The sequence below is a fragment of the Pseudomonas fluorescens genome, from assembly GCF_000968015.1.
In the GTDB taxonomy this organism is placed as follows: Bacteria; Pseudomonadota; Gammaproteobacteria; order Pseudomonadales; family Pseudomonadaceae; genus Aquipseudomonas; species Aquipseudomonas fluorescens_W.
Map to the genome: position 1 here is coordinate 2560 of NZ_LACH01000076.1, position 19639 is coordinate 22198.

Annotated in this window: 18 protein-coding genes; 8 read left to right on the forward strand and 10 right to left on the reverse strand. The window is 58.3% G+C overall.

From position 1 onward, the window contains the following. A partial coding sequence (locus VD17_RS31975; protein ID WP_259674605.1) for an Ig-like domain-containing protein occupies positions 1 to 1725 on the forward strand: 1725 nt, incomplete at its 5' end. Between the two features lie 11 nt (positions 1726 to 1736). Here VD17_RS31975 and VD17_RS28590 read toward each other — a convergent pair. Further along, complete coding sequence (locus VD17_RS28590) at positions 1737 to 2306, reverse strand: YceI family protein (RefSeq protein WP_046056758.1); 570 nt, start codon at positions 2304 to 2306, stop codon at positions 1737 to 1739. A 205-nt stretch (positions 2307 to 2511) separates the two neighbouring features. Here VD17_RS28590 and VD17_RS28595 point away from each other — a divergent pair, with 205 nt between their 5' ends. Further along, positions 2512 to 3267 (forward strand): SDR family oxidoreductase, encoded by a 756-nt coding sequence (locus VD17_RS28595; protein WP_046056759.1) that lies wholly within the window; start codon positions 2512 to 2514, stop codon positions 3265 to 3267. A gap of 63 nt (positions 3268 to 3330) precedes the next feature. Here the strand turns inward: VD17_RS28595 and VD17_RS28600 are convergent, their stop codons facing one another. The 4 genes from VD17_RS28600 to VD17_RS28615 all read right to left on the reverse strand — a co-directional run bounded on the left by VD17_RS28600 (position 3331) and on the right by VD17_RS28615 (position 9954). Next, positions 3331 to 5739, reverse strand: a complete 2409-nt coding sequence (locus tag VD17_RS28600; RefSeq protein ID WP_046056760.1) for an efflux RND transporter permease subunit — start codon at positions 5737 to 5739, stop codon at positions 3331 to 3333. Beyond that, positions 5736 to 6836 (reverse strand): WD40/YVTN/BNR-like repeat-containing protein, encoded by a 1101-nt coding sequence (locus tag VD17_RS28605; RefSeq protein WP_046056761.1) that lies wholly within the window; start codon positions 6834 to 6836, stop codon positions 5736 to 5738. The genes VD17_RS28600 and VD17_RS28605 overlap by 4 nt, the downstream gene beginning before the upstream one ends. Positions 6837 to 6924: 88 nt before the next feature. Further along, positions 6925 to 8277, reverse strand: a complete 1353-nt coding sequence (locus tag VD17_RS28610) for a DUF1329 domain-containing protein (RefSeq protein ID WP_046056762.1) — start codon at positions 8275 to 8277, stop codon at positions 6925 to 6927. Between the two features lie 24 nt (positions 8278 to 8301). Beyond that, a complete protein-coding gene (locus tag VD17_RS28615; RefSeq protein ID WP_046056763.1) occupies positions 8302 to 9954 on the reverse strand; it encodes a DUF1302 domain-containing protein in 1653 nt (550 codons plus the stop codon). Between the two features lie 464 nt (positions 9955 to 10418). Here VD17_RS28615 and VD17_RS28620 point away from each other — a divergent pair, with 464 nt between their 5' ends. Beyond that, positions 10419 to 11108 carry a GntR family transcriptional regulator gene (locus tag VD17_RS28620; RefSeq protein WP_046056764.1) on the forward strand — a complete coding sequence of 230 codons (690 nt, stop codon included), beginning with the start codon at positions 10419 to 10421 and terminating at the stop codon, positions 11106 to 11108. Positions 11109 to 11298: 190 nt separating this feature from the next. Here the strand turns inward: VD17_RS28620 and VD17_RS28625 are convergent, their stop codons facing one another. From VD17_RS28625 to VD17_RS28635, 3 genes are all read right to left on the reverse strand, one after another. After that, positions 11299 to 12936: a bifunctional 3-(3-hydroxy-phenyl)propionate/3-hydroxycinnamic acid hydroxylase gene (locus tag VD17_RS28625; protein ID WP_046056765.1), complete on the reverse strand. Its 1638-nt coding sequence runs from the start codon at positions 12934 to 12936 to the stop codon at positions 11299 to 11301. 100 nt (positions 12937 to 13036) lie between these two features. After that, positions 13037 to 13600, reverse strand: a complete 564-nt coding sequence (locus tag VD17_RS28630) for a VOC family protein (protein WP_046056766.1) — start codon at positions 13598 to 13600, stop codon at positions 13037 to 13039. A gap of 40 nt (positions 13601 to 13640) precedes the next feature. Beyond that, positions 13641 to 14492 carry a fumarylacetoacetate hydrolase family protein gene (locus VD17_RS28635; RefSeq protein WP_046056767.1) on the reverse strand — a complete coding sequence of 284 codons (852 nt, stop codon included), beginning with the start codon at positions 14490 to 14492 and terminating at the stop codon, positions 13641 to 13643. A 128-nt stretch (positions 14493 to 14620) separates the two neighbouring features. Here VD17_RS28635 and VD17_RS28640 point away from each other — a divergent pair, with 128 nt between their 5' ends. The 4 genes from VD17_RS28640 (at position 14621) to VD17_RS28655 (ending at position 17604) form a co-directional block, all read left to right on the forward strand. After that, positions 14621 to 15202 carry an amino acid synthesis family protein gene (locus tag VD17_RS28640; RefSeq protein WP_046056768.1) on the forward strand — a complete coding sequence of 194 codons (582 nt, stop codon included), beginning with the start codon at positions 14621 to 14623 and terminating at the stop codon, positions 15200 to 15202. 70 nt (positions 15203 to 15272) lie between these two features. Continuing rightward, positions 15273 to 16388 carry an alcohol dehydrogenase catalytic domain-containing protein gene (locus tag VD17_RS28645; RefSeq protein ID WP_046056769.1) on the forward strand — a complete coding sequence of 372 codons (1116 nt, stop codon included), beginning with the start codon at positions 15273 to 15275 and terminating at the stop codon, positions 16386 to 16388. 69 nt (positions 16389 to 16457) lie between these two features. Beyond that, positions 16458 to 17009, forward strand: a complete 552-nt coding sequence (locus VD17_RS28650) for a cupin domain-containing protein (protein WP_046056770.1) — start codon at positions 16458 to 16460, stop codon at positions 17007 to 17009. A gap of 37 nt (positions 17010 to 17046) precedes the next feature. Then, positions 17047 to 17604 carry an NADPH-dependent FMN reductase gene (locus tag VD17_RS28655; protein WP_080932091.1) on the forward strand — a complete coding sequence of 186 codons (558 nt, stop codon included), beginning with the start codon at positions 17047 to 17049 and terminating at the stop codon, positions 17602 to 17604. Here VD17_RS28655 and VD17_RS28660 read toward each other — a convergent pair. Next, complete coding sequence (locus VD17_RS28660; RefSeq protein WP_046056771.1) at positions 17588 to 18109, reverse strand: hypothetical protein; 522 nt, start codon at positions 18107 to 18109, stop codon at positions 17588 to 17590. The genes VD17_RS28655 and VD17_RS28660 overlap by 17 nt on opposite strands. A gap of 156 nt (positions 18110 to 18265) precedes the next feature. Between VD17_RS28660 and VD17_RS31980 the strand changes: the two genes are divergently transcribed. Then, entirely contained in the window at positions 18266 to 18673 is a 408-nt protein-coding gene (locus VD17_RS31980) for a MerR family transcriptional regulator (protein ID WP_080932092.1), read from the forward strand. Here VD17_RS31980 and VD17_RS28670 read toward each other — a convergent pair. After that, entirely contained in the window at positions 18600 to 19631 is a 1032-nt protein-coding gene (locus VD17_RS28670) for an NAD-dependent epimerase/dehydratase family protein (RefSeq protein ID WP_046056773.1), read from the reverse strand. The two genes, VD17_RS31980 and VD17_RS28670, sit on opposite strands and share 74 nt — an antisense overlap. Between the last annotated feature and the right edge of the window lie 8 nt (positions 19632 to 19639).

A 19639-nucleotide genomic window follows, 5' to 3' on the forward strand; every position in this document is an offset into this window, starting at 1 on the left:
TCGGTGAATGACGGCGTCAACCTGCGCCTTCCCAGTGGCTCGGCATTGCCGTGGGGCAACCGCGACTATGACGTCAACCTGGTGGTCGCCGACAAGGCCTGGGATCAGGCCGGTCAGTTGTGGTTCAACCCGTTCAACACCGACGGCTTTCTCGGGGATCAGATGCTGGTCAACTGGCAGTACCAACCCCGTTTGAAAGTCCGCGCGCGCAGCTATCGTTTCCGCATCCTCAACGGCTCGGTCTCGCGGTTCTTCAAGTTTGCCGTGGTGCGTGAAATCAGCGGCAATGGCGGCGAATTCCCAGGGCCTGCAGGATCGGGGGTGTCCTACAACCGAGTGCCGTTCCACCTGATTGCCAACGACGGCAACCTCATGGAACACGCCGTGCCCTTTGACGGCAGCATGGACCTGGATGGCGACGGTGACCGGCAAGACCACAATGCAATCCTGCCGACGCTAGGCGTCGCCGAGCGCTACGACATCATCATCAACTTTGGCAAAAACGGCATCAAGACTGGCGACAAAATCTACTTCGTCAACCTGATGGAACACCGCACGGGCAAGGGTCCGGAGAAGGACGAACTGGCGCTGGCGGACGTGCTGTCCGAAAAATATAAAGCCGTGATCAAACAAACCAGCAAAGGGCCGCAATGGGACAAGGGCGACCCCGTGGTGGGCAAGTTTCTGCAATTGCTTGTGCAGCCCTACGCCGGTCAGGACCGAAGTCTGGACCCGGTAGCCTATGAGCCTGCCAAACCGGGCAAACCCGCTGGCAAAAAACTGATTCCGCTGCCCATCGACCGCGACAACCCGAGCGACCAGGCCAAACTCAAAGTGGCGCGGCATCGCGAGTTCATTTTCGGTCGCTCCGATGGCACAGACGAAGCCCCCTGGACCATCAAAACCGACGGTGGTCCCGGTTTCAGGATGGACCCTCGCCGGATCAGTGCCGCGCCGCAATTGGCCACCGGCCCAACCGATGCCGGGTTCTCCGGTGACGGCACGCTCGAAGTCTGGAAAATCGTCAACGGCGGCAACGGCTGGAACCACCCGGTGCACGTGCATTTCGAAGAAGGGGTCATCCTCAGCCGCGACGGCAAGGCGCCGCCGGAATGGGAGAAATGGGCGCGCAAGGACGTCTTTCGCATCGGCGAAGGCATCGACAGTTCGGTGGATGTCGACGTGGCGCTGCGCTTCCGCGAGTTCGCCGGCACCTACATGGAGCACTGCCACAACACCCAGCACGAGGACACCTCGATGTTGCTGCGCTGGGATGTCGAACATCCGGGGCAGTTCCAGTTGATGCCAACGCCCCTGCCTGGCTGGGACGGTGTCACCTACGTGAACTCCGTGGCGCTGCCGACTTTCCGCACCGGCAATCAAGATGGCGATAAGGAAGGCAAAAACAAGAAACCCGTGGCCAACCCTGACAGCGCCACCAGCAACAACGGCCTGCCGCTGACCATCAACGTGTTGGCCAACGACACCGACCCCGACGGCAACCTGCCGCTCAAGGTGGTGGGTCTGAGCCAACCGGACTCCGGCAAGGGCACGGTCAGCACCGACGGGATTCGTGTGCTCTACACGCCACCGGCCATCGTCGCCGCGCCGTTCACGGCAACTTTCACCTACGAAGCCAGCGATAAGCTGGGCGCGGTCTCAAAAAAACCGGCGACCGGGTCCGTAAAAGTCAGCGCGGCGGCGGTGCCAACAGCGGCGCACTAAAGGGAGATTGGTTACTGCTGCGGCGCAACCATCCGGAACCTGATGTTGATGTCGTCGGAGACAGCAGTGTCGGCCCATTCGCCTTCACCGATTTTGAAGTCGCTGCGTTTGAGCGTTAGCCGGCCATCGAAAATCCCGACGGCGTTTTCGGCCTTCAGGAGCACCGGTACCTCCACGACACGCGTGATCCCCCTGAGCGTGAGTTTGCCGGTGATCGAGTAACGGTTGTTGCCCAGCACCTTCACGCCGGTCGACTCAAACGTCGCCACTGGGTACGCTGCCGTGTCGAACCAGGCTGGTTTTTTTAGTTCGCTGTTGGCGTCGCTGCTTCCAGCATCGATGCTGTCGAGCTGGATGGTGAGCGCGGCCCGGCCTTTCGATGGTTTTGCCGTGTCGAAATCAAGCGTGGCCTCGAACTTGCCGAACGTACCGTACACCCGCGAGGAGAACTGTTTATACGTGAAGGAGATGGTGCTGGCGGTTTCATTGACCTGCGTGTATTCCACCGCCTGGACGCAAGGCAACGCGCCGAATGCGAGGGCGGCCACCAGCACGGCGCAGGTCGGGAATCGGTGTTTCATGGGATTCTCCGTTTGGGCTCCCGTCATGAGCTGAGGCGCCGCATACGTGAGCCAGCGATAGGTGGACTAAAGCAAATAAATGCCGTTAATGCCACCTGGCGTTCAGACTTCCGACCACCTGTCGGCCCACGCCAATGGCCGCCCGATACGCCCGTTGCCAGGGTGTTTAATGACTGTCCCAACACACCGCATCGGGAGACCGGCCATGAAATTCGTCATCATTGGAGGAAGCGGGCTGATCGGCAGCAAAGTCTGCAAGAACCTCCAGGATCTGGGGCATGAAGTCATCTCAGCGTCACCGAGTACCGGCATCAACGTCATCACCGGCGCGGGCCTGGCGGACGCGCTCAAGGGCGCCGAGGTGGTGGTCGATGTGGCCAACTCCCCCTCATTCGAGGATCACGCGGCGTTGCATTTCTTTGAGACCGCCGGGCATAACCTGTTCGCTGCCGAGAAGGTAGCCGGCACCAAACATCATGTTGCGCTGTCAGTCGTCGGCACCGAACGAATGCTCGATAGTGGTTATTTCCGGGCCAAAATGGCCCAGGAAAAACTCATCAAGGCATCGGGCATTCCCTACACCATCCTGCGGGCCACGCAGTTCTTCGAGTTCATTGGTGCCATTGCTTACTCGGGTCGCGAGGACGGCAACACCATCCATTTAACGTCCGCCGCGTTGCAACCGGTGGCCTCGGTCGATGTCGCGGCCGCACTGACGGCTATCGCTCAAACAGCGCCGATCAATCAGACCGTGGAAGTGGCCGGGCCTGATCGCCGACCTATTGTCGAATTCGTGAGTGAGTACCTGAAACACACCAAGGACCCGCGCGAAGCCGTCCCGGATAACACGGTTCCTTACTTCGGCGCCCCGATCAACGACAAGTCCCTCACGCCAGGCGACAACCCCATTGTCGGAGCAACCCGATTTGAAGATTGGCTAGAGATCGCGCATCCCTCCTGAGTCGCTATTGGCAATGATGATCAGCGGGTTCAGCGAAACTGAACCCGCTCTCGCGGTCAGGTATCAGCCCTTCACAGGCAACGGCTGGTTCTTGGGCTTGAGCAGAAAATGCGCCAGTGCCGGCACCAGTACCAAAGCGCCCACCATGTTCCAGATGAACATGAACCCCAGCAAAATGCCCATGTCGGCTTGAAACTTGATTGGCGACAGCACCCAGGTGAGCACCGCAACGCCCAGCGTAATCCCCGTCATCACCACCACCTTGCCGGTGGAAAGCAGCGCCAGGTAGTACGCATCCGACAGGCTTGAGCCATTACGCAGATTGGTGAGTGTCACGCTGAGGATATACAGCGCGTAATCCACACCAATCCCCACGCCCAATGCGATGACGGGGAGCGTCGCCACCTTGACGCCGATATTTAGACCAACCATCAAGGCCTCGCACAAAATCGACGTCAGCATCAGCGGCAGCACCGTACACACCACCGCTCGCCAGGATCTGAAGGTGATAAAGCACAGGGCGATGACGGCCGCGTACACCATGAACAGCATCTGCACGTTCGAACGCTTCACCACGATATTGGTGGCCGCTTCGATCCCGGCATTGCCCGCCGCATTGAGGAACTGGAGCTGGTCAGTGTTATGGGTCGCAGCGAACTGTTCGACGGTCTGCACCACACTGGTGAGCGTGTCGGCCTTGTGGTCCTTGAGGTAGACGTACACCGTCAGCAGGTCGCAGTTCTGATTGAACAGTTCTCGCGGCGCGCGGGTGATGATCGCGTTCAGTAGCCCCTGGTTACGGGGTATCTCATACCAGGTCATGCTGCCTTCGTTCATGCCTGCTGCGGCCTGCTTGCTCAGCGCCGCCAACGACGTCGTGGAAACAACCCCCGGCAGTTGTTGCAGCTGCGCCTCCAGTGCATCGACCGACACCAGTGTCTGATAGTTGGCGCAGAAGTACTGCGGTGTTTTCACCATCACCACATACTTGTCACTGCTGGCGGAAAAGTTGCTGACCATGAAGCGGTTGTCGCTGTTGTAGCGCGACTCCGGACGCAGTTCCGGCGCCCCGGGATTCAAGTCACCGATCTTCACGTGCAGGCTGACAGCAAAACCGGCCACCCCCAGCATCACGGCGATGAGGATGGCACCGCTCGCCCATTTGCGCTCGGTGAATCGATCCAGAAAAGCCCAGAACGGGTGCCGGGCGTGAAGCGCATCCAGCTGCGAGAACTTGTCGCTCGCCGCTTCACGCTGAGCCGCCGCTTTGCTGACACCGGTGTACGACAACAGAATCGGCAACAGAATCAGGTTGGTGAAAATCAACGTCAGCACGCCGATTGTCGCGGCGACGGCGAGATCCTGAATCACCGGAATCTTGATGATCATCAACACCGCGAAACCCACGGCGTCGGCCACCAGCGCCATCAGCCCGGTCAAAAACAGCCGGCGAAAGGTGAAGCGTGCCGCCACCAGCTTGTCGGCTCCGCGCCCGATGTCCTGCATGATGCCGTTCATTTTCTGCGCGCCATGACTCAACCCGATGGCAAACACCAGGAACGGGACGAGGATCGAGTACGGATCGAGATCGAAGCCCAGGGTCGGCAGCAACCCCAGCAACCAGACCACGGCGATGATTGAACACAGCAGCACCAACAGCGTGCTGCGAATGCAGCGGGTGTACCAGAACAGCACGATGCCGCAAATCACCAGCGTCGCAGCGAAGAACAGCTGCATCTGCCGCATGCCATCAATCAGATCGCCCACCACCTTGGCGAAACCGGTGATGTGGATTTTGATGTTGTCGGTTTCGTACTTGGCCCGAATCTGTTCGAGCTGGCTTGAGAGTGCGTTGTAGTCCAGTGGTTTGCCGTCGTCCGAGGTGATGTCCTGAAGCGGCAAAAGCACGATGCTGGATTTGAAGTTAGAGGCCACGAGCCGGCCGACTTCGCCCGACCGTTCTACGTTCTGTCGAACCTGATCCAGGCTGCCGGCAGAGCCATCGTAGTTGTCAGGGATGACCGGGCCGCCGTCGAAACCCTCTTCCGTCACGCCGATCCAGCGAGTCGCCGGGGTCCACAGGGACTTCATGTACGACCGGTCGACACCAGGGAGCAAAAAGACCTCGTCGTTGATTTTCTTGACCGTCTCAAGGTAGGCGGCATCAAAAATGCTGCCCTGGCTGGCCTCGATCGCAATCCGCAAGGTATTGCCGCCCTCCCCCAACTGGCCGCGATTCTTCAGGTAGTTCTGCACATAAGGGTGATCCGTCGGGATCATTTTTTCGAAGGCGGCATTGAGCTTCAAACTCAGCGCCTGGTAGCCGAACACCAGGCTGAGCAAGACACAGATGCCCAAAATGATGCGCCGGTGATTGAACAAAAGCCGTTCAACCAGGGTGCCGGAAGAAGGATCGAAGGTGTCCGTTTGAGGGACGGTGTGAGGCTCGGCAGTACGCGTAAAGCTGTTCATTGATCGTGCTCCGACGATTCCACGGCAACCACGGACGACAGCATGCCGCGTGCGCTGCTGATGATCAGGTCACCGTTCGCGGCTTGCGCCATGCCCGTGAAGTAACCGGGTTGAGTCACTTGAAGGAGAGAGGCTTTGGTATCGCCGTCCGCGAAACGCAGCACTCGGCCTGACTCATCGGTGAGCAGTACCGAGCCATCGTCAAGGCGCAGGCCGCTGGTCAAGGTGACGGGTTGCAAGGTGTCGAGTCGCTGCCAGGTATCGCCGCGATCTTTGGACTCGAAGGCTTTGCCGCGCAGCCCGAACGCCAGAATCGAACCACTGCTGGTCGCCTGGAGGCCGAAGGTCGTGCCCTCATAGGGTGACGTCAGCGACTCGAAGGTCTGGCCCTCGTCACCTGAGCGCAACAACGTGCCCTGTTCGCCGGCGACGAAGAGGTCCGCCCCGACACGCTCGATGCTGTAGAGGTGCAAGCCGTTAGGGTTATCGAGACGGGAGCGGATCGACTGCCAGCTGAGCCCGCCATCATGGGTGACAAACGCCAGACCGTAAGCGCCCACCACCAGCCCGTTTTTGGCGTCGAGGAAGAGCAGATCGAGCATCGGTTTGTCGGGGCCATCGTCCACCAGTTGCTGTGCTTGAGCGATTTTTTCCGCATCGTCGAAGCGTTTCGCTTCTTGCAATTCGATCTCGGCTGCCTGGACGCCATCGAGCTGCTTGCTCCAGCTCAGCCCGCCATCCTGGCTGTGCAAGACAACCCCGGCGTGCCCGACCGCCCAGCCTTCGCGGTCATCAATGAAGCGAACCTTGACCAGCGTCATGCTGACCGGGGAACTGACTTGCTTCCAGGTGCTGCCATTGTCATCAGAAACAATGATGAACCCTCGTTCGCCAACAGCCACAAGGCGTTTCCCTGCCCTCGCAACACTCAGCATGACCGATTGGGCCGCCATGGCGCTGGTGATCGATGGCTGCACCGGCAGTCCATCGGTTTGCGCCGCCGCAGCCGTGCCGGTGAGCGCCGTGATGATCGACACGCTCAGCATGAACGCCTTGAACGGATGCGGATGTAAAAGCCTGGGAGTTTGAATACGCATTTTCGAGCCTCGATGATGCGGTTCTGTGGACGCCGCGTCAGTGGCACGGCGCCCATGGAACACAAGTGTGAACACGCGGTTGCGAGGCTCAGCGCACCGACCCGGACGCTACCGAGTTACCGGTAAAGAAGTTCTCGGGTTTGCGCGGGATAACGCTGTAGGTTTCGCCGTTCAGGCTTTGCACAACGCTGTACGTCTTGGCTTGCAGGTTGTAAATCACCACCGGTTTCACCACCACTGCCGGAATGGAAGGCACAACGAATGGAAGCACTTGGGACACACGCCACAGCTTGCCCTCGGCGTCATAGCCATCGACCAGGGAGACCGTCCAGCTGTCTTCATCGATGTAGAATTTGCGCTTGGGCACAGCGTGGCGTTTACCCGCCGCGACCGTGGCTTCCAGCTCCCAGACGCGATGCAGTTCCCAACGAACCTTGTCCGAGTTGAGGTGGTTAGCCGCAAAGGCATCGTCGCGTTTTTCGGCGTTGAACTTGTTGTCGTTGTACGGGATGTACAGCTCTTTTTTGCCGACCAGTTTCCAGTCATAACGATCCGGGTGACCGATAAAGCCATGCACCTCGTCGAAGTAGTTGGCACCCGACGCCACGAAGTCTGGCGTGTCGTAACCCACGGTAGGCGCGCGGCGTACGCGGCGTTGGCCGACCAGGTATTGCCAGGCTTCACGTGGTTCCTGGGCGTTGATGCTGTCGTGCGTCACCAGCGATTCGCCGGCCTTGAACGGGGGTTCGTTGGTCAGGAAACGCAGCAGCGCATACTGTCCCGACCACTTATCCACGCCGCCATCCTTGAAGTAATACGGGTACTGCCAGTTCTCCACGCCACGGCTGGCCAGTGTCCGGGTTCCGTCAGCATTGCCGATGATGTTGGCATAGCCCATCTGAATGGATTCGGCCTCGACGCGCAGCAGGAAATTCCAGATGACCTCGTTGCCGGTTTTCGGGATCGGGAACGGAATGCCGCCGTAACAGCCCTCCACCGACAATCCATTGCTGGTGGTCTTGCATTGGGTCGCGTTGGTAAAGGTGTTTTGATAAACGCTGTCGGGGGCCGCGGCGGTACGATGAGTCGGGTACACATCGAGATGGAAGGTGTCGGGATATTTGGCCAGCAAGGCTTTCGTCCCTTCGTTCAACTTATCCGCATACTTCGCAGCGTTCTTCGCGGTGATCTGCAACAGCGGCTTCTCACCGGGGAACGGATCGGCCGGCATGTCGCCGGATTTTGCCCCGGCCACTTCCTTGGTCAGTCCGCCGGTCCAGGCTGGAATGGAGCCGTCGGCATTGCCGGCCTTTTCGGCGCCCATGGGAGTCAAGGTGGTCTTGAGCTTCGCCGCCTCGTCAGGGCTCACCGCCGCGAATGCAGTGCTGGCGCAGATTGAGATCGACAAGGTGGAAAGCAACAGCAGTTTAATTTTTGTCATTATCAGGGCCCGCCTGTTCTTTGCTTAAAAGGTTCGCTGGATCGAGAACGCCACAAAATCCCGGTCTTTCATGTTTTGCTGGTAAGTGAACGAGTTGGAGGAGTTGATGACAGGTCCCGCCTCACCGAAAAAATTGGTGTAGGACAGCGAGGCGTACCACTGTTTCTTGTAATCGGCCTTGAGGCCCAACGTCAGGTCCCCGCCATGTTCAGGGCCGAACGCCTGAGGCGTGACCGAGGAGCGCCCGGAAGGGTTGTAACCAATGGTGATCGGGGCTTGAACGTCGATGCCGGGGAAAACCTGGAAGTACTGCGGCTCGAAGGTGAAGCGCAGCGCGAAGGCATCGCGAGTGGTGTTGGGGTCCAGTTGATCGGCATTTTTGCTCACGCTCAATCGACGGTTGAACGCCAGTTCACCGACGAACGAAGCACCGTCCCACAGCGCGGATCCGCCGTAGACATTGACCATCGACACCTGGGCATGCCACGACTTGCCGATGGGGTACGCCGGGTTGGAATCGTTGTCGGAATCCAGCCCGGTAATAATCGTTCCGCCGACGCCCGCCAAAGGCGTGTCGAGCCGAATCGACGTTTCACCGGCGATGTTGGCCTCGCCGACCAGGGTGCTGAAACTCGCCCCGAACACTTTGACGTCCTCGGGATAAACGTTGACGAACGTGTCATCAGCACCGGGGACCAGCGCGGCCGGACGGAAGTAAAACACCGGGGTCTTTTCGTGATATTTCGCGGCGTACAGACCGAACTCCCAGTCCTGGACGGCGAACTTCAGTTGCGCACCAAACTGCCCGGAATCCTTGGCATCGATGTCCTTGCCGTGGCGTAGTTCGCCGGTAGGAAAGAACACCCGCTCCCCGCCTTCGCCGACAAAATCCGCGCCGCTGAAGTAGCTGCCCGCTGCGGGCAGGCGCGTCTTGTTCCACTCAAATTGGTAGTAGGCGCCGACGCTGACCGTGTCGTTCAGCTGCCAGTTGCCTGACACCTGTTTGGTGGGCATCAGGATTTCCTTGAACTGCGAGCTCGGTACAGATTGAAGCTTCACCAGGTCAACGGTGGACTGAGCATTGGCGATGCCGTTGGCCCCGAAGAACAGGCTTTCGCCATAAATTTGCGTGAACTGGCCGAGTCGCCCGGACAACGAGGTCGTGCCGATTTCCTTCGAGCCATAAACAAACGCATCGAGGATTTCGGTGTGCTGTTCGTGAATGCGGCGAGTGTCGCTGGTGAACTCATCGTGCTCGACACTCACCGAGTTGGCGGTGCCGGGGGAGTCGTTATCGTTGTCGTGGGCGTAGACATCGTCGTACCAGGAGGCCGCACTCAGACGAGCACCGACGTCTTTGTACTTGATGTCGAATTCGGACAGGACATCCAGACGATTTGAGATGAGTCCACGATCAAAATTTCGGTCGCCATCGTCCAGGTTGGGATTGCTGTTGGACGTACCGGGGCCGACCGCGACCTTGTGATCAAGTTTGTTCACACGCCACGCGTTGCTGTACTTGATCGTGTTGTCCCAGGTCGCCGATAGATCGGGATTACCCGTGTCGATCTGGAAGGCGTGCGAGGGCGTTGAGAGGCTCAGCAACACCGTTGCGCTGACCGCGCAGGCGATGCTGGAAACCGGCAACGGGCAGAGCCGCTGGTTGGCTGTTTTCATGAAGATGTTCCTGTTTTTTTGTTTTTGTAAAAGGTCATCCACTCGCAGCATTGGCTGCGAATACCACGGGTGCTGCGGCGCTTCGTCCCTGTCCGTTCTGGTCAGATTTACGAGCCCGACCACTTATGCGTAAAACATGATTTATTGCATTCAATATCACTTTGTGCACAAAACGTAATCCTGCACAAATTCAATGTCAAGAAGATTCGGGAGGTCATTCGGATAGCGGGGGGCGGGGTTGCGGCAGGCGAGAAGTCCATGAGGACAGCAGAGGCAGGCGCGTTGAAATGGATGGCGGGAAGGAGATTGGAGGCAAAGGGCCGGTCTAGAGCGTCCGAAAGAGGGCTCGTCAATTTGCCCCTTGCGACGCAGGAAAATTTATGCGCAACGCGACATTCATCCTTTGCACCAAACAACTTTTTGCGCATAAAATCCGTTTAGTGCAAATTTAAGGATGACCCATCATGATCCCCTCCTCCCCCAACAGTCCGCTGATCGAAGTCGCATTGACCAAGATGAAAAAAGCGATTGTTTGTTGCGAGCTGGCCCCCGGCGAAAAACTCAAAGTCGCCGAATTGTCCAAGACCTACGGGCTCAGCAGTTCGCCCATTCGTGAGGCACTCAATCGCCTGACGCAGGACGGCGTCGTCGAAGCCAGCGATAACAAAGGGTTCAGGGTTGCCCCGATTTCCACCACGGATTTTCGCGACATCACGCGGATGCGCTGTTTGCTGGAATGCGAGGCACTGGGCGATGCCATCAAGTTTGGCGATGACGCGTGGGAGGCCGATGTGCTCGGCGCGTTTCACCGCTTGAATCTGGTTGAGAAAAAACTCGGGACTGGCGTGCTGGTGCTCGACGATGACTGGTCTACCCGGCACAAGGCGTTCCACTTCGCGCTGTTCGCAGCGTGCCCATCGCCGTTGATGCTCAAGATGATCGACTCCCTGTTTGACCGGGCCGAGCGCTACAGACGCTTCTCTGCCAAGCAAAGAATCCGCCAACGCCACAAGGGCAATGAGCACCAGGACCTGATGGATGCGGCGCTGGCACGGGACTCCGATAAAGCGGTGACGCTGTTGCGCAACCACATTCAGGACACCCTGGAGCGAACCATCGAAGCGATCGAACGCCAACAAGCCACGCTTCAATAGATGTTCAAATGTGGGAGCGAGCTTGCTCGCGAAGGCGGTAGACCAGTCAACATCGCTGTTGAATGTGAATCCGTCTTCGCGAGCAAGCTCGCTCCCACAAGGGTTTATCGTTGTACCAGAAACCGTGTTCCTGACCCTTCGCCATGCAACTGCTTTCGTGGACAGTGCAAAGCGAAGGGCTTTCTGTTTTCTACTGGCTTAACCCTTGGGCAAACCTGATCATCGGGTCACTGGCGCCGCCATCACTCGGTTCAGGCTTTTTGCACCACAGCGCAAGCTCCATTCCCTCCAGCAACTCCATCGCCCAGGCAACCGTAACCGCCCCGCCGTACACGTAGTGATCCGGCCGCACGATGACGACATTGCAGCCTCGGCTCTCCAGCCATTGCGCCAACACCCCATCGACTTCCTGATAATCATCCGCGGTGCGTGGACCTGACTGTTGAGGGTCGACCAATCGCACGACATGGATGGGCAGACCTTTGAGCGATTGACTGCTGCGCAGGCATCTCAACAAAGCGCTGGCGTCAAACCCGGGGGCAATGACCACTCGGAAGGACTGGCCGGTGAACTCATCCAGCAGCGCCGTCTTGCCGGCATGGTTGATGACCAGCGGTTGCGGAAACAGCTCACCGGCAGGCGCGACCTGCGCGACAAATCCTTGAGACAACCCTGGAATCAGCGATTGCCTGATGGTCCCTGCCGGATTCTCCGTCATCTGCCGGATCAACTGCGCATCGCGGATTGCGGCTTTCTCACTGTCGCGTTCGCAGATCACGCCACCGAACTCTTTGGCCGCCATCGTCGTTTGGCGCACATGAGGCACACGTTCGGTCTGGTAGGTATTCAGGAACGCCGGGGATGCCAGCCCTTCTTTCACCAGCGCGAGCTTCCAGACCAGGTTCAATGCATCGCGAATCCCCTGGCACATGCCTTGCGCCAGGAAGGGCGGTGTCATGTGCGCCGCATCCCCGAGGAAGAACACCCGGTCGGACTGCCATTGCTCCAGGATCAGTGCATGGAATCGATAAGCGGACGCCCGCCATAGCTGATAGTCGCCCTCCGGCAACCAGCGGGAGATCAGCTTCTTGATCGCTTCGGGTTGTGAGATTTCCGTTGGCTGTTCGTCAGGATTGATCATGAACTCCCAGCGCCGATGCTGACCCGGCCCGACGACAAAAGTACAAGGCCGGGCCAGTTCACAAAACTGCACGTTGGTCTTCGGCAGATGCTCACCCGCCCCTTCATTGAGGATCACATCGACCACCAGCCACGGTTCATCGAACGCCAGATCCTCCATCTTCAGGCCCAGTCGGGTGCGGATCGGGCTGGTGCCGCCATCACACGCCAGCACATAGTCCGCCGTGACCGTGCGCTCGGTTCCGTCTTTGGCCCGAATGCGCACCTCCGCTTGTGAGCCTGTGGAATCGACCGACAGAACTTCTGAACCGAGTTCCGCGGTGACCGACTTCAAATCGGCAATTTTGCCCCGCAACGCACGCTCGACGGGCGGCTGCGAGAACACATAATTTGGTGCCCAACCCAGCGGAAAAGGAGGCTTGGCGGCATCAATGCGCTTGATCAGCGCAGAGCCGGTGGTTCGGTACTCCGAGGGGCGATAAGGCATGACATGTTCGGCGATCTCATTGGCCAGGCCAATGTTGCCGAAAACACGCATCACTTCGTGGTCAAACCCCATGGCCCTGGGGTTGGTGTACACCGTTTCGGACTTGTCCACGACGAGGGCCTTCAGCCCCCACATGCCGGCCAGATTTGCGCACAGAGCACCCACCGGACCCATTCCAACAATGATGACATCGTAGTCCATCGTCTACTCCGCTTTTTGTTTTTATCCAGTGCGACGTCTGGTTGATGAACAAGCGTTTGCGTGCCCATCAACCAGGCTTCAACATCCACAGATCGGCGAGTTATAAGCCGATTCGAACCCGCTGTTCTTCGATCTTCGCGCGGATGGAGTTCTTCCACTCTTCTCGCGTCTGGAAGCCAGGGCGGCGCTTACACATGGCTTCGGTCTGGGCGAGGATGACCTCGGTCGGCAGCTCCAGATCGAGGGGTTCCTTGCAGGGTTGTGCGGTGTAGAACGGCGCATCGACGTACATTTCGATGGGGTTGCCTTCAGGGTCTTTGAAGTACATCGACCAGGCGTTGCCGTGGTCCACCTGAGCGATCCCTTCAATGCCGCTGCTTTTGGCGAATTGGTAGTAAGTCTTCAAGTCATCCAGCGAGTTCAGCAGGAACGACAGCTGATTGATCGGGTTGAACGGCAGGTCGACAGGCTTGCCGTCGAAGAGTACGACCTGGTGATGCAACTCCGGGTTCTGCGTCATGAAAAACAACCGATGACCCGTTGAGGCGACACCTTTGTCACTGACGATAAAGCCTAAGGTACGGCAGTAGAAATCGACCATGCGATCGAGGTCTGCGCAAAACACGCCGGAGTGGGTGAAATTGATAGTCGGTAACGCGGGCATCTGGAACCTCCAGTTTTTATGATTGTGTAGAGGACAACGCTCAGGCTTCGTCAATAACGCCGTTCGATAGCGTCCCGATCTCCGTGATGACCACTTCGAAAATATCACCGGGTTTAAGGAAAATCGGTGGATTCCTCTTGAAGCCGATCCCGCTCGGCGTACCGGTGGCCAGAATGTCGCCCGGATTCCACGCCAATGCCTTCGACACGTACGAAATCAAATGCGGAATGTCGAAGGCCAACTCTGAAAGACTGCCTTCCTGCAACTGCTCGCCATTAAGTACTCCGCGTACCACCAGCTTACGGTAATCGGAAATTTCCGAAGCGGGAATGAGCCATGGGCCCAGCGCACCGGTTTTTCTGAAGGTCTTGCCCATGCCGTACTGGTGCGTATGGAACTGCCAGTCACGAACGCTGGCGTCGTTGAAGCAGGTGTAACCCGCGACGTGATCCATCGCATCGGCCGGATCGATATGCGCCCCTCCTTTGCCGATCACCACAGCCAGCTCGGCTTCGAAATCAAACTGCTCTGATACCTGAGGCCTTACCAGTGGTTCTCCGTGGGGTAGCAGGGTTTCGGCGAAACGCTGAAAAATCACCGGGAATTCACCGACCTTTCTGCCGGCTTCTTCGGCATGCGCCACATAGTTAATGCCGACGCAAATCACCTTCCCGGGATTGGGGATGACGGCTTCCAGTTCAACGCTTGAAAACGGGTAGTCGGGTGGCGCGGCCTCTACGATCTGGCGAGCCTCCTGCATCAAGGCCGGGTCGGCCAGGAAGGATGCAAGGTCCGGAACCTGGGTAAAACGCCGGGTCAGCTCAACCACCCCGTCACCGGACACGGCGCCGAAATGGGCCTTCCCCTCTTTGCGGTACGAAATCAGCTTCATGTTCTTCTCCTGTTTTTTATGCACAAAAACTAATTTCTTGCACCATACATCATAAAATGCATAATGCAAAAGGCCGGTTTTAAAAAAAATGACGAGCCGCTTGAGGCTCTCGGTTCTGGAGGTTAGGCATGTCGCTAGTGATGGTTCGCAAGGTAAAACTGGACATCGAAGAAGTGTTCCATGAAGGCGGGACTCGCTCGTCGGTCCCGCTCAGGATTGCGGTCGCCACCGCCGTGGTCGCCAATCCCTACGCAGGTCAATATGTAGAGGACCTGCTGCCGTTCATGCAGGAACTGAGAGCGTTGGGCGCGCAGCTGTCCGAGCAACTGATTCATGCACTGGGCGGCGCCAGGCATGTACAAGCCTATGGCAAGGGTGCAATCGTCGGGGAAGACGGCGAGTTGGAACACGGTGCGGTCTGGCATGAAGCCGGTGGCTGGGCCATGCGCGAAGCCCTCGGCAATCCGAAGGCGATCGTGCCGGCGGCGAAGACCATCGGCGGCCCTGGTTGCCGGGTGATGATCCCGCTCGGGCACATCCAGGCGGCCTATGTGCGCAGCCACTTCGGCGTGGCTGAAATGACCGTGTGGGACGGCCCTCGTCGCGGCGAAATCGCTTTTGGCCTGGCCATGGCCACGGGCGGGCGGATTCATGCGCGACTCGGTGGTCTGGCTGCCAGCGAGGTGAAGGGCGAAGACGGGCTGCGTTAGGGCCGACAATTTGAAGCGTGCTGCAGGGTTACATACCACTACAAAAACAATATGTGTGTTGGAGAACATCATGACTGCAAAAACTATGCGCGCCGCACGTCTGTATGAAGGCGGTAAACCCATGGTCATCGAACAAGTGCCCGTCCCCGAGATTCGTCCGACCGAAGTACTGGTGAAGATCAAGGCCTGCGGGATCGTCCCGAACCTGCACAACATCCTCACCAACTGGGTCAAATGGTTCCCGCATAACCCCCTGCCAAAACTCCCTGCCATTTTCGGACTGGACCCTTCTGGTGTCGTCGAAGCCGTCGGCGCCCAGGTCTACGACTTCAAGGTCGGTGACCGGGTTTACGTCAATCCGGGCAGGCACTGCGGTTCATGCCGGGCCTGCCGCGCGGGCAACACCATTGCGTGCACCGCCTATACGTTCAACGGTTATTTCGGCTTCACACCGAAAAGCCCACGCATGTTCGAAGACTACCCCTACGGCGGCCTTTGCGAGTACATCCCTGCCCCGCAATACAGCCTGGTCAAACTGCCGGACAACATCAGTTTCGAAACCGCTGCACGCCTGGGTTATCTGGGCACCGCCTACAAAGCATTGCTCAAGGCCAACGCGGGTCCTGGCAGCACGGTGCTGATCAACGGAATCAGCGGCACACTTGGCCTGGGCGCCGTCGCACTGGCGCTGGCCATGGGCGTTCGTAAAATCCTCGGCACCGCCCGAAACCAGGACCTGTTCCAGAAGGTGAAAGACCTGGCGGCCCCAGGCCGGATTGAAATTCACACCCTCGGTACGATTCCCACCCACGAATGGGCCTATCAAGTGACCCATGGCGAAGGGGTCGATGTAGTCATTGATGCTCTAGGCCCGGGCGCCCCTCACGAGAGCCTGACCCAGGCGCTTAAATCCCTCCATCGCGGTGGGCATCTGGTCAACGTCGGCGCCATCGCCGGCGAAGTGCCGATCGATCTGCACTGGATTATGGACAACGACATCCAGATCAGCGGATCGGCCTGGTTCACCACCGGACAAGGCCAAGCCATGGCGGACATGGTTGAATCCGGGGTGCTTGACCTCTCGTTCTTCGAAAACACGGCCTTCAGTCTGGAGGACGTCAACAGCGCGATTACCGGTATCGAAAACCGCCATGGCGGCTTCAGCAACTACGTCATCTGTCCTTGACTAAACTCAGCGAGCGGAGCGGTTCAACCGCCCCTCGCTGACTCTTTGACTGCCTGTTGAGTAACTCCTATGAAGATAAGAAGAATCGTGACCGGCCACGACGAACAGGGTAATTCCGTGTTCGTTTCAGATGACTTTGCCCCAAGAGCCCAGTCCTTTGCCTCAATCCCGGGGCACGCAATGGCGCAGCTGTGGACGACGCCCGCCCAGCCGACACTCCTCGAAAAACAGCGCGACCCAACGCTTGATCACGCCTCGCTGATTCCTCCTCAGGGCGGCACCAGCATCGCCATGTTCGATTTCCCACCCGACACCGTCATGCAGAACCTCGTCGATGGCGTCCAGGCCTTTGGCGAGTTGAGCGCTGCACTGCCGGGCTTGATCGAAAGCTTCGAGCCGGACCATCCGGGCATGCACACCACCGCCACCATTGATTACGGAATCATTCTGGAAGGTGAGATGTGGCTGGAGCTGGATAACGGTCAGAGCCGTCTGGTAAAGGCCGGCGACGTCGTTATTCAAAATGGCACGCGACACGCGTGGCGCAACAAAAGCGAGCGGATTGCCCGGGCACTGTTTGTGATGATCGGGGTGTCACCCGCAGAGAAACAGGCTGTGTAGTTGTTTGATTACTCATCTCTCGGATTGAAGGATTTTTATGGCCACCGTCGCTCATCGTCTGCTCGGTATTTCAGGTAGCCTGCGTTCACAGTCAACGAATACAGCAGTACTCAAATCCCTTTGCGCTCGATTGGGCGATCAGGCAGAAATGAGTCTCTTCGCGCTGAATGACATCCCCCTGTACAACGCAGATATCGAAACGCAAGCGCTGCCGGCATCCGTGGCGGCATTGAAAGAGGCCCTCGCACAAGCCGATGGTTTGATCATCTGCTCGCCTGAATACAATTACGGCACCTCCGGCGTGCTGAAAAATGCGCTGGATTGGGCCTCCCGCCCAGGCTTCAATTCACCGCTGAAAAACAAACCCGTGCTGATCATGTCCTCTTCACCCGGCGTACTCGGCGGGGTGCGTGCCCAGGCTCAACTGCGTGAAACGCTATCGGCCACGCTGTCCAGGGTCATTTGCGGCCCTCAGATCGTCATTCCCGGCGTTAATCAAAAGATCCAGAACGGCCACTTCATCGACGAAACAACGATCGAGTTCATGCTGGCGGGGGTCGATCATTTGATCGCCGAAATCAAGCGCCTGGCTTAACGTCACCGCGGTAGTAAGTGGCGTGTTTGGCCAGCCACTGCTTCCCGAGCTCAATATCCTCTTTGCGCCTGGCCAGGATCCAGTCCGACGTCCGAGGGACGCCATGCTTGTCCTGGCCCATGGCCTGACCCACCAACACCTCGGCTTGAGGAAGAATCAGGAAGCTGAATACCCCCGTAGAGGTCGCGCCTTTCTTGACGGATTTCCAGGTGCCGTAAAGATAGTGACCGTCATACAGATCACAAGAGCCCTGCCACAGGTAACCGCCAATATTGTTGGCGTTACGCAATCGAAGTCGTCCACTGTCGATATCGACATCGACCGTCTCAATGACCCATTGATCCGGGTCGTCGGCATCCTGCCAGGTCGATGCCCAGAAGCCGAGCAGATCGTCCCGGCGCGAGTATCGCCAGTGGCTCAGAAGCATTGGAAGCAATAGCGTCAGCACAACACCAAAGGCCGCGCTGCCGAATGAAATAAAGACGTTTTCCAAGGTGCTGCCCATGGCAAGAGACCTCTGGACGGAGCTGACTAGAAGCTTAGCTCACGGCCCCAACGCGGGTATCTGCGCCTTCAGATACCCGATAAACGCGGTGACCAGTCTGCGTTAGAATGACTTCCGGATTTTTGATAGCGACTCGCGTGGCGAGAAGGATTGCTGATGTTCATTGGAAGACTCGCCGGGCTCACCGGTTGCACCCCGAAAGCCATTCGACTTTACGAGCAGATGGGGTTGATCCCGGAACCGGATCGTCAGGGTCGATATCGCGTCTACACCTCACATCACCTCACGCTCGTGCGCCTGATCCGCCGGGCGCAGATCGCCGGTTTCAAGCTCGCCGAGATGGTGCCTCTCGTCGCTGCAAAAAACACATTGCAAGCCTTTCCCTTGGAACTGGCCAACGAGGCAATCGACCTCAAGCGCCAACACATCTTCGCGAAAGTAGCCGACTTGCTGGCCTTGGTAGATCACCTCAGCGAACTCAAAAACGAGATCAATTGCCTTTTTGAACCGGGCGCAGTGATAACGCCTCATAGCGATGCGTCGAGCGCTGGCCTAGATAGATAAACGCCGATTGCAGGGCGACTTCCGGCGCTCGCGGACGGAAGCCCAATTCGGTCATGGCCTTGGTGATAGCGTATTCCTGCTTGACGTCGTGGAACATCCTGACCTGACTGAGCAACAGTTGCGCTGGCCGACCGGTCAACCCGGCCCAACGCTCCTGTACCCATGCCACCGCGACCAACAGCCATTTGGGTGCCGGTGGTGGTGGGCGATAGCCCGGTGAAACCTCGTTCGCTGCATCAATGATTTCGGCCATTGAAGAGGACCGCTCATTCGCCAGAATGTAGCGCTGCCCTGACCGGCCTTTTTCTGCCGCGAGGATCATCCCCAGGGCGACATCTCGCACGTCGACAAAATTGAAATGAAAGCCTGGGTCCAGAGGCATTTGCCGCCGCCTGACCGAATCGACAAACTTCATGGTGTCAGTCAGCTTGGCCGCGTTGGGGCCGATCATCGCCGAGGGCAACACCGAGACCATCCAAAGGTTCAGCGCCTGCGCCGTACGCCAGGCCATTTGCTCCGACAGGATCTTGGACGCGTAATAGGCATTCTCGTCCTCGTCGTTCCAGTGTTCTTCATCGAGCTTCTGCCCGTTCTGACCGATGGCCGCAACGGAACTGACATACACCACGCGCTTGACCCCGGCCTTCGCCGCCGCCTGCAAAACGCGACGTGTTCCTTCCACATTCGGCTGGATAATCTCGGCGTGCGGATGCCTCGCCCAATGCTTGAACACCGCGGCAACCTGAAACAATACGTCCACCCCGCTCAACGCCTCGAGCATGGCCGCTTCATCGAGCAGTTCTGCATACACCCTTTCGCAATCCAGCCCCTCGAACGCTGCCGAATCGTTCACATCACGAACCCCGGCGCGGACTCGGTAACCCTGATCGAGCAAGGCTCTGACCAAGGTATTGCCCAAATGCCCATTGGCGCCTGTGACCAGACATAACTGACTCATACAACTGT

Coding starts and splice junctions, on each gene's coding strand:
- VD17_RS28590 (WP_046056758.1), bottom strand. CDS start 2,306: ATGAAACACCGATTCCCGACCTGCGCCGTGCTGGTGGCCGCCCTCGCA.
- VD17_RS28595 (WP_046056759.1), top strand. CDS start 2,512: ATGAAATTCGTCATCATTGGAGGAAGCGGGCTGATCGGCAGCAAAGTC.
- VD17_RS28600 (WP_046056760.1), bottom strand. CDS start 5,739: ATGAACAGCTTTACGCGTACTGCCGAGCCTCACACCGTCCCTCAAACG.
- VD17_RS28605 (WP_046056761.1), bottom strand. CDS start 6,836: ATGCGTATTCAAACTCCCAGGCTTTTACATCCGCATCCGTTCAAGGCG.
- VD17_RS28610 (WP_046056762.1), bottom strand. CDS start 8,277: ATGACAAAAATTAAACTGCTGTTGCTTTCCACCTTGTCGATCTCAATC.
- VD17_RS28615 (WP_046056763.1), bottom strand. CDS start 9,954: ATGAAAACAGCCAACCAGCGGCTCTGCCCGTTGCCGGTTTCCAGCATC.
- VD17_RS28620 (WP_046056764.1), top strand. CDS start 10,419: ATGATCCCCTCCTCCCCCAACAGTCCGCTGATCGAAGTCGCATTGACC.
- VD17_RS28625 (WP_046056765.1), bottom strand. CDS start 12,936: ATGGACTACGATGTCATCATTGTTGGAATGGGTCCGGTGGGTGCTCTG.
- VD17_RS28630 (WP_046056766.1), bottom strand. CDS start 13,600: ATGCCCGCGTTACCGACTATCAATTTCACCCACTCCGGCGTGTTTTGC.
- VD17_RS28635 (WP_046056767.1), bottom strand. CDS start 14,492: ATGAAGCTGATTTCGTACCGCAAAGAGGGGAAGGCCCATTTCGGCGCC.
- VD17_RS28640 (WP_046056768.1), top strand. CDS start 14,621: ATGTCGCTAGTGATGGTTCGCAAGGTAAAACTGGACATCGAAGAAGTG.
- VD17_RS28645 (WP_046056769.1), top strand. CDS start 15,273: ATGACTGCAAAAACTATGCGCGCCGCACGTCTGTATGAAGGCGGTAAA.
- VD17_RS28650 (WP_046056770.1), top strand. CDS start 16,458: ATGAAGATAAGAAGAATCGTGACCGGCCACGACGAACAGGGTAATTCC.
- VD17_RS28655 (WP_080932091.1), top strand. CDS start 17,047: ATGGCCACCGTCGCTCATCGTCTGCTCGGTATTTCAGGTAGCCTGCGT.
- VD17_RS28660 (WP_046056771.1), bottom strand. CDS start 18,109: ATGGGCAGCACCTTGGAAAACGTCTTTATTTCATTCGGCAGCGCGGCC.
- VD17_RS31980 (WP_080932092.1), top strand. CDS start 18,266: ATGTTCATTGGAAGACTCGCCGGGCTCACCGGTTGCACCCCGAAAGCC.
- VD17_RS28670 (WP_046056773.1), bottom strand. CDS start 19,631: ATGAGTCAGTTATGTCTGGTCACAGGCGCCAATGGGCATTTGGGCAAT.